The sequence below is a fragment of the Ilumatobacter sp. genome (assembly GCF_046290335.1).
Classification (GTDB): domain Bacteria; phylum Actinomycetota; class Acidimicrobiia; order Acidimicrobiales; family Ilumatobacteraceae; genus Ilumatobacter_A.
Genome location: NZ_JBKAGH010000003.1, coordinates 610,410 through 623,408 on the forward strand (window position 1 = coordinate 610,410; position 12,999 = coordinate 623,408).

The window sequence follows — 12,999 nt, forward strand, 5'->3', positions numbered from 1 at the left end:
TCACGCGCTCCCGGGCTCGTCGCGAGTGACGAGGACCAAGACGCTGGGCAGGACCACGAGCGTCGCCACCAACGCCATCACGATCATCAGCGCGGTCAACAAGCCGTAGGCAGCGAACAGCGGCATCGGTGCCAAGGCCAAGATGCCGAAGCCGACCGCGGAACTCGCCGCCGACGCCACCAGTGCGACCCCGGTGCCCTCGCCCGTGATCGACACGGCCGTCGCCCGGTTGCCGGTGCGCTCCAACTCCTCGCGGTAGCGGGCGATGAAGTGGATGGCGAAGTCGATGCCGATCCCGATCGACACCGCAGCAATCGTGGCCGTGACCAGATTGATCGCGTACCCGGCGACTTCCATGAACGCATAGAGCCACGCCACGACCATGAGGATCGGGATGATGCTCGCGAGTCCGTAGCGGATCGAGCGCAGGAACGTCGTTGCCACCGCGAGACACAGCAACACAGCGGTCGGCAGCGACACCTGGAGCGCCCGGTTGGTGCCGTCGAGCGAGCCTTCACGGATGAACGGGCTCCCGGTGAGTTGTACGAACGTGCCGCCCAGGTCGGCCGAGATCGCGTCGGCGATCGGTTCGAGATCGGCCTTGGCAGCCGCCACCGATTCCTGTGCCCGGCTGTCGACGAGTCCGAGCTCGAACACGGTCGAGCCAGAGGACCCGTCGAGCACGATCGAGGTCCGGACGTCGTCGGGCGTGAGGATCGAACGTTCGGCGTCGAACGGGATGCCGGTGTCGGAGGCGACGGCGATGAGCGCTTCGACCTGCTCGCGGGTGTCGGGAATGGTGTCGCCGTCCTCGTCGGTGAGCGTGACGCCGGCGAGATCGTCGACGATGGCGACCATGGCCGGCGACTCCCACGTGGCAGCGAACACCTCGAAGACGCCGCCATCGATGTCGACATCGCCCGATTCGGTGCGGGCGAGCGACGGGGTGTCGAGGGTCTGTACTTGAGCGAGACGTGTCCGAACGGCGCGTAGTGCGGCAGGGTCGCCGAGGTCGCCTTCGACGTAGAGCAGCGCGGGTTCGCCACCTCGGTCGCCGACGTGGATGTCGAGTTGATCGAGCCCCACGACGAAGTCGGTGTCGGCGGCGAAGAAGTCCTCGACGTCGAATTCGGCCGGGACCTGGACGGCGAGCGTGGCGGCGGCTGCGGTCACCACGATGGCCGCGGGTACGACGAGGCGGGGGCGCCTGGCGATCGCGCTGATGGCGCGCCCGATCGGCGCGGCCACACCGTGGCTTGCGTCGCGTACCGGCGTCTCGCCGACAGCGAGGCTGTCGCCGAGCCGGCCCCGTTGGCGGCGGTACGGCACGACGATGATTGCGCCGATCGTCGCCGCTGCGAGCACGATGCCGAGCCACGGAAGCAGGAACACCATCAGCAGCACCGAACCCATCGTCATCGCGGCAGCGGCGATCGAGCCGCCGATCCGCCACGCGGTCGATCGACGACCTGGCGTGGGCGGTGCCACGTCGGCTTCGATCCGAGCGACGACGAGTGGGGTGACGACGCCGAGCAGTACGTATGCCGAGGCCAACGCGATGGCGGCTCCGATACCGAACTGGGTGATCGACTCGATGCCCGAGGTGACGTTGGCGAGGAAGGCCATCGAGTCCGAGGCGAGCGCCAACAGCAGTGCGCCGGAGACCGCGGCGAGACCGGTGACGATCGCTGGCGTCGCCGACGCTCCCGTTGCGCGTTCTTCGCGGTAGCGGCCGATCGCGTGGAACGCGAAGTCGACACCGAAGGAGACCATGGCGATCGGCACGATCAGCGACAGCACGAGGTCGTCCTTCAAGCCGATCAGATTGGTGATGCCCTTCAACCAGATGATCAGCAGCAGGAACGCTGCGCTGACGGTGGCGAGAATCCAGTAGCTCCGAAAGGTCAGTCCGACCATCAACAGCACGGCGAGGATCGTGAAGCCGATGAACGGCCCGGCGATCGCCCCCTGCTCCTGGCTGGTGAGGTTGACGTCGATCGCGATGCCGTTGACTTGGAGGTCGTTGGCGGTGCGCAGCACCTCTTGGATCTCGCGGTCGTACTTCTCCGGCTCGGTGTCTCCGCCGAGGTTGACGGACGTAGCCCCGAATCCGAGGATCGTGTCGTCGGCGAGCACGATCGAGTTGATCGCGGGCACGACCCAGGTGCCGTCGGCCGTCTGGGTGGACTCGCTGGACAGGCCCAAGACATCCGACCGTGGTCCGTACCGCTCGATGACCGCCGCGCCCGCCTGCTTGACCTGCGCGTCGGTGGCGTCGGCGAGCCCGATGCCGTCGGTGGATCGCAGTTCGCTGTCGACGAGATCGGCGAGGCTGAGGATGCCGACGGCGTCGACCGTTGCGTCGACGTCGAAGTAGGTGAACAACGTCGGGCCGAGGTCGGGGTCGGTGCGCAACCGCTGCTGGGCGTCGAACAGTTCGCCGAGCGGCGTGGCACGAAGGAGGTCGCCGCCCGGATCTTCGACGACGAACCCGATGCCGCGGACCGTCGACGCGAACGTCTCGTCGATGCGGTCGCGAGCGGTGAACACGTCACCGGCGGGCTCGGTGCTGGCCGATTCTTCGGGTGCCATCGCGAGGAAGGGCACGACGAGGAGCGCAGTGAGGATGCCGACGGCGACGAGGGTGCGGCCGAGCCGGGCGTCGAGCGACGCCACCACACGAGTGCTGCGCCCAGCGTGGCGAGACGGCGACACCTCGTGGCTCGGCGAGCCGAGGCGTTGCTCGGACTCCGCAGCGGTGTCGGCAACGAGGTTCGGGGTGGGGTCGAGCATGGAGTGGTCCGTCCTGTGCGATGTCGAATGGCGTGCCGGTTGGCGTGGCACCAGCTGGTACGGTGACAGTGACAAGATGACACTGGCAAGATGACAACGTAAAGATCAAACTTGCCAATGTCAACCGTCGGTCGTGTGACCTCTGCCGCACGACCGCACGACCGCACGGACGGTCTGCGCCGCATGCGACAGGACAACCGGCGTGACGGTCGACACGACGGTCTGAGAGGTGAACCGAATGCCAGACAGCTATCACCACGGCGACTTGCCCAGCGCGCTGCGTGCGGCCACCGCGGAATTGGTCGCGGAACGCGGCCCGGGCGGGTTCAGCCTGCGTGAGGTGGCGCGCCGAGCGGGCGTGTCGCATGCCGCGCCGGCACACCATTTCGGCGATTCGCGCGGCCTGCTCACGTCGGTGGCAACCGAAGGGCTCGCAGCGCTCGCCGACGCCCTCGGCGACGCGACGTCGTCGGCCGGTCTCGACGCTCGGTCACGCTTCGCTGCGTGCGCGGTCGCCTACGTCGGTGTCGCTCGGTCCAACCCGGGCCACTACGCCGTGATGCTCGACGAGACGCTGCACGATCCCGACGACCCGCATCTCCAAGCGGAAGGTTTGCGCGCGTTCATGCATCTGGTGTCGACGGTCGAAGCCGTGCGCGACGAGGTGAACCCGGGACTCGACGTCGACGCGGCGGCGATCCTCGCGTGGTCGTCGATCCACGGCCTCGTCGAACTCGACGGGGTGATGTCGAAGATCGCCGAGAACCTGGGTGCGCCTCCCGAGCGTCCCGACGTTCGCTTGCACCGCCTGATCGGCGTGCTCTTCGACGCGTTCGTGCGGCGCTGACCGGTCGGCGCTGACCGGTCGGAGCTGCAGGCACGAGTACCAGGCGCGCTGAGCGGGACGAATCGGACGCGACGCCGTGCCGCTCGGGCACGGAACGGTGGGCGAGTCGTGGGAGACTCGCAGCCACCGATCGAAGGGGACTGCGATGACCATGACCGACACCGACCTGCCCTGGCATCTCCGAGGCAATTGGGCTCCCGTGCTCGACGAGATCACCGACACCGAACTGCGTGTCGACGGCGTGATCCCGACCGAACTCGAAGGCACGTACCTGCGGACCGGACCGAATCCGGCGTCCGGTTCGTCGGCGCACTGGTTCTTCGGTGACGGCATGGTCCACGGCGTGCGGCTGTCGGGCGGCAAGGCCGAGTGGTACCGCAACCGCTTCATCCAGACGCCGAACATCACCGATCCGGGCGGCGACCCGATGTCGTCGATGAGCGATCTCACCCGCGGGACGGCGAACACGTCGGTGCACGTCCACAACGGCGAGATCCTCTGCCTGGAAGAAGGACATTGGCCGTGGCGTATCGACCGCGAACTCAACACGGTCGGCGTCCAGAACTGGGGCGGTGCGCTCACGACTTCGATGACTGCGCACCCGAAGATCTGCGCGGAAACCGGCGACCTGCTCGCGTTCAGTTACCTCGGGATGGAGCCGCCGTACCTCCACTACATCCGCATCGGCGCCGACGGGCAGCTCAAGCAGCTCGAGGGCATCGACATCCCCAACATGGTGATGATGCACGACTTCAACGTCACGCGGCACCACGTCGTGTTCATGGATCTGCCCGTGGTGTTCGATCTCGGAGCCATCGAGAGCGGCCTGCCGTTCGCGTTCGATCGCAGCGCCGGCGCCCGCCTGGGCGTGATGCCCCGTGAGGGCGGCACGAACGCCGACGTGCGGTGGTTCGAGATCGACCCCTGCTACGTGTTCCACCCCGTCAACGCCCACGAAGACGGCGATGGTCGCATCGTGCTGCACGTGTCGCGTCAGCCCGAGGCGTTCGGAACCAGCAACGACGACTACGCCCAGGTCGGTCGTCTCTGGCGTTGGACGATCGACCTGGCGGCTGGCACGGTCACCGAAGAACAAGTCGACGATCGACCCGGCGACTTCGGGCGCGTCGACGATCGGTTGGTCGGACTCGATGCCCGTTACGGCTACCTGATGGCCATGGCCGGCGAAGGCAACGCCGAGGAGCCGGTGTACGGATCGGCGCTGTGGAAGTACGACCTGCGCAGCGGGCAGTGCTGGGAGCACCAACTCGGCGACGGCGTCCGCGGCGCGGAGCCGGTGTTCGTGCCCGCGTCAGACGATGCCGGCGAAGACGAAGGCTGGATCATCTCGCTGGCGCACGATACGTCCAGCGACCGCAGCCGCCTGATCATCGTCGATGCCCAGGACTTCACCGCTGCTCCGGTCGCGACCGTGCATCTGCCGCAGCGGGTTCCCTACGGCGCGCACGGTAACTGGGTCGCCGACGCCGCGCTCCGCTGAGCCGCTCCCGAGGCCCGTCCGCCGGATTCGGCGCTGGTACGGACGTCGGAAGCGGCGACTGCGTGGCGTCAGCCGCCGGCGCCGATCTCGGCCAAGCGTTCGAGCGGGATGTTGCACGTGCTGAACACGTCGAACACCGCGGAGATGTCGCCCTCTTGGAGGGCCGGGTCGGTGAAGTCGAGGTTGTCGGCGATGCAGCTCGACTCATCGGCGGTGAGGCCGATCGCCTCGAACTGGGCGAGCAGTTGGTCGCGGATGCTGCCGGCTGCCGGGTCGAAGCTGTCGTCGTCATCGCTGCTGTCATCGCTGCTGTCATCGCTGCTGCTGTCCTCGGTGCCGAATGCGCGCCCGCACTCGCGCAGCGTGAACGCGTCGATGTTCTCCGAAGCGTTGTCCATGCGCTCCTCGAGGCCGTCCTCGGCCATGAACGAGAGGTCGGCGTCGAACAGGCTGTAGTCGGCGTCTTCGATGGCCGAGAGCAGGCGCAGCGTGCCGTCCTTCAGGGCTGCTGCGTCGTCGGCGATCTCGGCCGGCGCGAGGTCGTCGATCCGATCGACGATCGAGCGGACCTGGCCGACTCCGGCCTCGACGTCGCCGCCGGTGCTGAATCCGTCGAAGACGGCGTCGACCACTTCCGCCTCTGCCGCGTAGGCGCACCAGTCCTCGATGGAGCCGCCTGCCGAGTCGTCGTCGCCTCCGCAGGCAGCGAGTGCGAGCGTGGCGGCGATGGCGGGGGCGAGCAGCGTGGTGGCGCGACGGCGTGGGAGTGTCGTTGACATGGATGACGAAACTAGCGAGTCATCACCCTCGCACGGCGTCCATTTCGATCGATCTGCCGGTCGACCCGAGAAAAGCGACAGAGTGGGTCTGACCCACTCTGTCGCTCGGGGTGGTCAGGGCGGCGGGCGGCCGTGGATACCGTGGTCGATCAGCGTGCCGGCGAGTCGCCGGTCGGCGTGACGTGTACGCCACGCGAGCAACGCCTGCGCTTTGGGAAGTATCGAGGCCGGGTCGGTGATCCGAGTGCGCCAGGTCGGGTCGGCCGCGAGGTCGAAGCACTCCCAGGTGCCGTTTCCGTAGTGAACGTACGCCGACTCCGCGTCGCGTCGCACCGCGAGATGTTGGCGCTCGAGACGGCGGTCCCAAGGCCACGCGGCCACGTCTTCGTCGGTACCGAGCTCGATCAGATCGCCGCGCCAGTCGTACTCCCAGTGCGCTGCGTCTCGCCACCACGGCGGATCATCGCCGCGCAGGAACGGGGTGAGCGGGACGCCGTCGCATTGGGTGGGCACGGCGATGCCCATCGCGTCGCACAGGGTGGGCATCACGTCGACGTTCTCGGTGAACTCGTCGACGACGGTGCCGTGTTGGTCAGCGTGGCGAGGATCGCGGACGATGCCGAGCACGTGGTAGGACGGCTCGAAGCAGCCGCCCTTCTGGATGAGCCCGTGATCGCCGAGGTACTCGCCGTGATCCGACGTCACGACGACGACGGTGTCGTCCCACCAGCCGAGTTGCTCGAGCGCCGCCCACAGCCGACCGAGTTGGTGATCGACCTCGCTCACCATGCCGGCGTACTGCGCTCGAAGCCATCGGATCTCGTCCACATCGTCCGGTGCTGCTGCCAGCGGATGCCGCAGCATCGAGTCGTGCAGCCGATGGCGTTCGCCAGCCGGAAGCGGCGTGATCGGCGGCTCGGTCTGACTCGGGTCGTACATCGTGGCGAAGTGGCCCGCCGCAGCGAACGGTGGATGAGGACGAAGGTGACTGAGGTGCAGCAGCCACGGCCGGTCGGTCTCGATGCGCCGATGTTCGAGCCAGTCGATCGCCGTGCCCGTCAGGAAGGCCGCGAGGCTGTGGCCGGCTGGGCGATCGGGTTCGGTCTCCCAGGCCTCCGCCCCCGAACTCGGGCGGGCATGGCCCTGTTCGACGAGCCAGTCGAGCCAGGGTCGCTGGTCGTCGACGACGGGCATGACGGCTTCGAAGCCCGGCAGGATCCCTTCGTAGGACGCGAGCCGCGGGTCGGACGCATCGGTCACCGTTCTCGGGTCGACCGCCTGATCGGTGTAGCCGAACAGTACCGGGTCGTAGCCCGCTCGCCGGGCGGCGAGTGCCACGTTGTCGAAGCCGGCGTCGAGCGGGGTGCCGTTGGCGACAACTCGATGATTCGCCTGATACATCCCGGTGTACAGCGACGCGCGTCCCGGCCCGCACGGCGCGGCCTGGCTGTAGTGCCGAGCGAAACGGACGCCGTGAGCAGCGAGTCGGTCGAGGTGTGGGGTTCGGACGAACGGGTGGCCGGCGACGCCGAGATGATCCGCTCGGAACTGGTCCAAGGTGACCAACACGACGTTGGGACGCCGGTCGGCTCGCACGCGCCGAGACTATCGCGGTGTTGCCGTCGGGCTCCGTGTGCCGGTCGGACGCGGTCGACCGGCCGCGTCCGACGATGGTGTCTCGATGGCGCTCGGGGGCTCCGAGCGGCCAGAGGTCACCGGAGCTCGGCCCACTCGTAACGCATCTCGTTCATGTCGCCTTTGCCGACGGCGACGACGCGGTTGAGCCAGTCGTAGCGCACGTTGGAGGTCTCGAATCGGGCGCTGACGTAGACCGGCGCCGACCCCATGCCGGCGCTTGCGTCGGATCGACCCGTGTACTGCACGTAGATGTGGGCGCCCTCAGCCGTGGCGACCGTGGCCCGCACGTCGATCGTGGCGACCCCGTCGACGATGGTCAGCCAATCCGCTGCGGCGGAGCCGACGAGGGAGGCGTTCAGGCGATCGCCGCTCAGGGTCATGCCGGTGATCCCGGCGATCATGCGGTGTCCGGCCGGGCCGCGCCCGATGTTGATGGGCCGCTCCAGTTCGATGTGTACCGAACAGAGCGGAACGAGGGTCATGGCATCCACGGCGCCATCGTGGCGTAAAGGTGACGGGGTGTCAACTCCTGGATGTCGAGGAGGCGCCCGGCGCTGTCAGGGCTGCGCTGGGCGTTCGCGATCGAGTCGGAGACAGCGAGACCACAGCACCGCCAAGGTGTGGATGGCCTGCTCTTCGTCGACGTCGAGTCCGAACAGATAGCAGCCGCGAGCCATGTCCTCGACCATCCCGCCCAGGGCGATCGCCGTCGTTCGTGGTTCGAGGTCGTCGGGGTCGGCCCGGCGTGTTGCACGCTCCGCGAGGAGGGCCTCGAGGCGAGCGCCGAACCGGGTGCGGATCTCGATGCGAAGCGCCAGGAACTCGGCGTTGGTCGTCGTCGCTTGATCGAGCACGTTGAGTAGCGGAGCCCGATCGCGATACGCGTACATGAACTGCCGGATCGACGATTCCAGCCCGGCCAGGCGCTCGGACACGGCTCGTGGTGCGATGTCTTGGTGTGCGTCGCCGGGGCCGGTGTCGCCGAGGCGGCCTCCGCCGTCGGCAACGGAAGCGGCAGCGGAAGCGGACGTGTCGAGCGGGTGAGTAGCGGCGGCGAACAGGTCGTCGACGAGTTCGTGGACGAGCACGCTGAGCACGTCGTCTTTCGACGTGAAGTACGAGTAGAACGAGGCGCGCGATCCGCCGGCGACGCGAATGACGTCGGCGACGTTGGTGTCGACGTACCCCTGCGCCTCGAACACCCGACGCGCCGCGTCGAGGATCTCGGCGCGGCGGCGCTGGCTCTTGGGCGTGGACGTCGGTTGGTCAGGAGAGCGTGCCACGCCGTGACGGTATTGCCTGAACGAGCGACACGGCGAACAGCTCCGGTTCGACGCCGCGGTGAGGGGCTGCGTCTGCGCACCGGCTGGGAGCCGTTCGCATGTCACCCGTACGCCGTCAGCGGTGTCCCGTCAGCCGTCAGTACAGCACGCCGTCAGCACGGCGTGGGCGTTTCGTTCGGGCCGGTCAGACCGGCTCGAACTCCATCGGCGGTTCGATCGGGTAGGTGAGCGTGGCGGTCGTCCCGTGTGGGCCGGTGTCGAGATGGAGGCTGCCCTGCTGGGCCAGCGTGAGGGAGTCGACCACCGCCAGCCCGAGTCCGCTCGAGCGTCGATGACCTGACGACCTCGTCGTCACGAACGGTTCGCGAACGTGGGGGAAGATCGCAGGATCGATGCCGTTCCCGTCGTCGACGACGCGGATCGTGACGGTCGCGTCGTCGCTCGTCGCGTCGATGATCACCTTCGTCGCGACAGGGTTGTGGTCGATCGCGTTGTTGACGAGGTTGGTCACGCACTGTTCGATGCGAGCCTGGTCGCCCGTGAATGCGGTCGGCGGAGCGGGTTCGATCTGCACCCGATGGCGCAGCCCGAGCGCGTCGACTCTCCCGAGGATCGCCGCGAAGAGATCCGGGAGGAAGATCGGGCCGGGACGGATGTCGACGTCGTCGACACCGCGAGCGACCGACAGCAGGTCGTCGAGGACGCGACCGAGCCGGTCGAGTTCGTGGCGGACGGTCGCCGCCGCCTGGGCCGGTTCGATCTGACCGTGCTCGAGCAACTCCAGGTGCCCCTCGGCCACCGTGAGCGGGGTGCGCACCTCATGCGAGATGGCGGCGAGATACCGCCGACGAGTTCGATCGTCGTCGTCGATGCGCTCGAGCATCTCGTTGAGCTCGCGTGCCAACTGCTCGACCTCGTCGTGCGAATCCGGGACGGGGATGCGCTCGTTGAGCGTCTCGGGGGTGACGCCGGCTGCAGCGGTCGACAGGTCGCGGAGCGGGCGCAGCGACCGGCCGACGATCGCAGCGAGCAGGGCGCCTCCGAGGATCAACGCGATCACCCCGGCGATCGCGGTGCGCTGCAGTGCGTTCGAGGCGGCGTACCGGCTCGGATCGAGCGGGGCCAGCAGGGTGGCGACAGCGAGGGGTTCCGCCTTGGCATCGACGATCGCGACGTCGAGCACCCGAAGTGGTCCCACAGCGGTGTCGATGGTGCGAAGACGACCGGGCTCCTGCGCAGGGGCGTCGCTGCCCCGGGCGAGTGCCGACACCGCGGGCGGCCCGCCGGTCGCTTGGATCCGGATGCCGTCGACGGTGATCGTCGCGACGTGTTGTGGGCCGCTCGGATGGATCGTCAGCGCCGTACGTGCCGCGGCGATGGTCTCGGTGCCGGTCAGCGCACCATCCGCGCCGGCGGCATCGGGCGCCGCGGTGGCGAACCCGGCGATCAGTTGGTCGCTCTCGCGGCGAAGGAACCGGTCGACGTCCTCTCGGCCCGACACGCGGACGAACTCGTAGGTGAGCACGCTGACCGAGCCGAGCGCGACCGCCATCACCAGCAGCGAACGGACGACGATCCTGGTGGTCAGCTTCACGGCTCGACGAGGCGATATCCGGCGCCCCGAACGGTCTGGATGCGAGCCGAGCCGATCTTGCGGCGGAGATGACCCACGTACACTTCGACGACGTTCGACGAGCCGTCGAAGTCGTATCCCCACACTCGGTCGAGGAGCTGGACCTGGGAGAGCACGTTGCCGGCGTTGCGAGCGAAGGTCTCCAGCAACTCGAATTCGCGGGCCGACAGGTCGGTCACCTTGCCGTCGACGCTCACCGTCCTCGCGGCGAGATCGAGGACGAGGCCACCGACGGCGATCGTGTCGGAGCGAAGCTGTCCGGTGTGGCGGAGCCGAGCCCGAACTCGGGCCAGGAGCTCGGAGAAGCTGAACGGCTTCACCACGTAGTCGTCGGCTCCTGCTTCGAGATTCGCCACACGATCGGCGACGGCATCCTTCGCGGTCAAGACGATCACGGGAACGCCGGGACGGCGCTGACGGAGTCGTGTGAGCACCTCCTCACCGGGGAGGCCTGGCAGCCCGAGATCGAGCACGACCAGGTCGACGTCGTCGGACACCGCCATCGTGAGTCCGTCGATGCCGTCCGACGCGACGAGGACCTGGTAGCCGGCCGCCTCGAGCCCGCGTCGCACGAAGGTCCGGATGCCTTCTTCGTCTTCGATCAGCAAGATGGCCATCGTCGGTACCTCGGGTCCGCAGCGGCGCCGACCGTTCGGCGCCCCGAGCTGCCGCCGGCCGTCGCCCGGGTTGCAGCTCGTGTGCAGCATTGTGGAGCGCGGAGATGACCGCAAGCTGATTCGAACCTGAAGGGAGCTTTCAGGAAGCGCTCAGCTCGCCGTCAGACCACGTCGCCACGATGTGGATCGTCAATCACGCCCCCGACGGGGCGACCCCAACACATGAGGAGAACGAGTCATGCGCACCCGCACCACCATCTTGATCACCGCCGGAGTCGTCGGTGCCGCTGTCGGCGGCGTGGCGATCGGCGCCGCGATCAACGATCCCGATGTCGGCGTCGACACCGTCGAACTGGTCGACATCGAAGCCGCCGCCGAGCCGACGGTCATCGAGCCGACGGCATCGCCGCCGATCGCGGCGGACGAGACCGGCGACTCGGGCACCTCGGCAACGACCGCCAACACCGACGCAGGGAGCGACGTCGCAGCGACCTCCGCGCCGGGCGGGTCCGCCGCGGTGGTGCAGGAAGTCGACGGGCTGGAGCAGCTGAGCGGTGTCTTGCGTTCCGGCGAGGACGCCGACGACTGGTACGTCCTCGGCGTCGAGGTCGACTTCGGTCCCGAGCCGTGGATGTGGGCGGCGCCGGCCTTCGCCGACTACGACGGTGACGGAACCGCCGAGCCGTTGCTGACGGAGCTGCGCGACCTCGAGGGTCGCGAGGTCACCCTCGGTGTCCGCTACGACATCGACGACGATCGTGACGACGCCGACGTGTTCACGGTCGACGGCCTCGCGTACCGCGACGCGACCGGCGGTGCGGCGCCGTGGCAGACGGCAGCAGCGGGCTCCGAAGCGTCTCGTGACGAGATCGTCGCCGCTGCCCAGGACGCCGTGGGCGCCGGGTCGGTCGCGATCGACGTCGATCGCGAGACCGAGGACGGCTGGTCGGGCTGGGACGTCGAGGTACGCGCCGCCGACGGTCAGGTCTTCGAGGTCGACCTCGGCCTCGCCGGCAACGTCGTCGACGTCCGTCCGTACCAAGACGGCTACGACGAGGACTGACCGACCCACGAACCCTGGTTTCGGAGTCGACATCACCATGAACATTCGCCGATTCTCGGTGCTCGCGCTCGCTGGCATCGTCCCCATCATCGTCTTCCTGCTGCTCCCGATGGGGACGTGGGCGTCGATCTCGTCGCTGCCGATGCACCCGCTGATCGTGCACGGCGTCATCGTGGCGCTTCCGGTCACCGCGATCTGGCTGCTCGTCTCTGCGTGGAAGCCAGCGCTGTTCGCCCGTACCTTCACCGCGTTGTGGGGACTCAGTGTGCTCGCCGTGCTCGGTGTGGTCGCAGCCAAGTCGTCCGGAGACTCACTCGCCGCAGCGGTCGGGCTCCCGAACGCGCACGCCGACGCCGGCAACCGACTCATCCCCGTGTCGATCGCGATGGCCGCCACCGTGCTCGTGGTCGGCTTCTTCTCGCTCGTGCGACCGCATCGAACGGTGGCGATCGGGGCCCGATCGTCGAGTGCCGTCGCTGCGCTGGCTGCGCTGCCCCTCGTGTACCTCGCCGGCCACTCCGGCGCCGAAGCGGTCTGGGAGGAGGAGTACGCCGAGGCCCAGCAACCGATCGCCCCGGGGGACCTGACCCTGTCGATGGAGGAAGTGGAGCGCCATGCCACCCCCGGCGACTGCTGGACCGTCGTCGACGGATCCGTCTACGACGTCACCACCTTCATCGCCCGCCACCCGGCCGGTGCTGGCGATGTCGAGGAGATGTGTGGGGCCGATGCCAGCGACGACTTCCTCGGCGAGCACGGTGGCCAGGGTGAACCCGAGCAGTGGCTCGCCACGCTCCGGATCGGCACCCTCGCCGAGTGACGCCGCGCCAGAGTGGCACCGTGTC

11 protein-coding genes are annotated in these 12,999 nt (G+C 68.3%); 4 read left to right on the forward strand and 7 right to left on the reverse strand.

The features are described 5' to 3' along the window. Window positions 1-2,793 carry an MMPL family transporter gene (locus ACE37B_RS15395; protein WP_409924208.1) on the reverse strand — a complete coding sequence of 931 codons (2,793 nt, stop codon included), beginning with the start codon at window positions 2,791-2,793 and terminating at the stop codon, window positions 1-3. Window positions 2,794-3,031: 238 nt separating this feature from the next. On the opposite strand from ACE37B_RS15395, the gene ACE37B_RS15400 reads away from it, so the two are divergent. Further along, the gene (locus tag ACE37B_RS15400) at window positions 3,032-3,640 is read left to right on the forward strand and encodes a TetR/AcrR family transcriptional regulator (RefSeq protein WP_409924345.1); all 609 of its coding nucleotides are present in this window, start codon (window positions 3,032-3,034) and stop codon (window positions 3,638-3,640) included. A 145-nt stretch (window positions 3,641-3,785) separates the two neighbouring features. Continuing rightward, on the forward strand, window positions 3,786-5,141 hold the full coding sequence (locus tag ACE37B_RS15405; RefSeq protein WP_409924209.1) for a carotenoid oxygenase family protein: 1,356 nt from the start codon (window positions 3,786-3,788) through the stop codon (window positions 5,139-5,141). Window positions 5,142-5,209: 68 nt separating this feature from the next. Here ACE37B_RS15405 and ACE37B_RS15410 read toward each other — a convergent pair whose 3' ends face one another. The 6 genes from ACE37B_RS15410 to ACE37B_RS15435 form a co-directional block, all read right to left on the reverse strand. Next, window positions 5,210-5,920 (reverse strand): hypothetical protein, encoded by a 711-nt coding sequence (locus ACE37B_RS15410; RefSeq protein ID WP_409924210.1) that lies wholly within the window; start codon window positions 5,918-5,920, stop codon window positions 5,210-5,212. Between the two features lie 114 nt (window positions 5,921-6,034). Next, window positions 6,035-7,516, reverse strand: coding sequence for a sulfatase-like hydrolase/transferase (locus ACE37B_RS15415; RefSeq protein ID WP_409924211.1), 1,482 nt, complete (start codon window positions 7,514-7,516; stop codon window positions 6,035-6,037). Window positions 7,517-7,632: 116 nt separating this feature from the next. Beyond that, entirely contained in the window at window positions 7,633-8,040 is a 408-nt protein-coding gene (locus ACE37B_RS15420) for a DUF3237 domain-containing protein (protein ID WP_409924346.1), read from the reverse strand. A gap of 75 nt (window positions 8,041-8,115) precedes the next feature. Beyond that, complete coding sequence (locus ACE37B_RS15425) at window positions 8,116-8,841, reverse strand: TetR/AcrR family transcriptional regulator (RefSeq protein WP_409924212.1); 726 nt, start codon at window positions 8,839-8,841, stop codon at window positions 8,116-8,118. Window positions 8,842-9,025: 184 nt separating this feature from the next. Then, window positions 9,026-10,435 (reverse strand): ATP-binding protein, encoded by a 1,410-nt coding sequence (locus ACE37B_RS15430; RefSeq protein ID WP_409924213.1) that lies wholly within the window; start codon window positions 10,433-10,435, stop codon window positions 9,026-9,028. Next, window positions 10,432-11,091, reverse strand: coding sequence for a response regulator transcription factor (locus ACE37B_RS15435; protein WP_409924214.1), 660 nt, complete (start codon window positions 11,089-11,091; stop codon window positions 10,432-10,434). The genes ACE37B_RS15430 and ACE37B_RS15435 overlap by 4 nt, the downstream gene beginning before the upstream one ends. Window positions 11,092-11,329: 238 nt before the next feature. Here ACE37B_RS15435 and ACE37B_RS15440 point away from each other — a divergent pair, with 238 nt between their 5' ends. After that, window positions 11,330-12,154, forward strand: coding sequence for a PepSY domain-containing protein (locus ACE37B_RS15440; RefSeq protein WP_409924215.1), 825 nt, complete (start codon window positions 11,330-11,332; stop codon window positions 12,152-12,154). Between the two features lie 37 nt (window positions 12,155-12,191). Next, on the forward strand, window positions 12,192-12,974 hold the full coding sequence (locus tag ACE37B_RS15445; RefSeq protein ID WP_409924216.1) for a cytochrome b5 domain-containing protein: 783 nt from the start codon (window positions 12,192-12,194) through the stop codon (window positions 12,972-12,974). Window positions 12,975-12,999: the final 25 nt, after the last annotated feature.

Coding starts and splice junctions, on each gene's coding strand:
- ACE37B_RS15395 (WP_409924208.1), bottom strand. CDS start 2,793: ATGCTCGACCCCACCCCGAACCTCGTTGCCGACACCGCTGCGGAGTCC.
- ACE37B_RS15400 (WP_409924345.1), top strand. CDS start 3,032: ATGCCAGACAGCTATCACCACGGCGACTTGCCCAGCGCGCTGCGTGCG.
- ACE37B_RS15405 (WP_409924209.1), top strand. CDS start 3,786: ATGACCATGACCGACACCGACCTGCCCTGGCATCTCCGAGGCAATTGG.
- ACE37B_RS15410 (WP_409924210.1), bottom strand. CDS start 5,920: ATGTCAACGACACTCCCACGCCGTCGCGCCACCACGCTGCTCGCCCCC.
- ACE37B_RS15420 (WP_409924346.1), bottom strand. CDS start 8,040: ATGACCCTCGTTCCGCTCTGTTCGGTACACATCGAACTGGAGCGGCCC.
- ACE37B_RS15435 (WP_409924214.1), bottom strand. CDS start 11,091: ATGGCCATCTTGCTGATCGAAGACGAAGAAGGCATCCGGACCTTCGTG.
- ACE37B_RS15440 (WP_409924215.1), top strand. CDS start 11,330: ATGCGCACCCGCACCACCATCTTGATCACCGCCGGAGTCGTCGGTGCC.
- ACE37B_RS15445 (WP_409924216.1), top strand. CDS start 12,192: ATGAACATTCGCCGATTCTCGGTGCTCGCGCTCGCTGGCATCGTCCCC.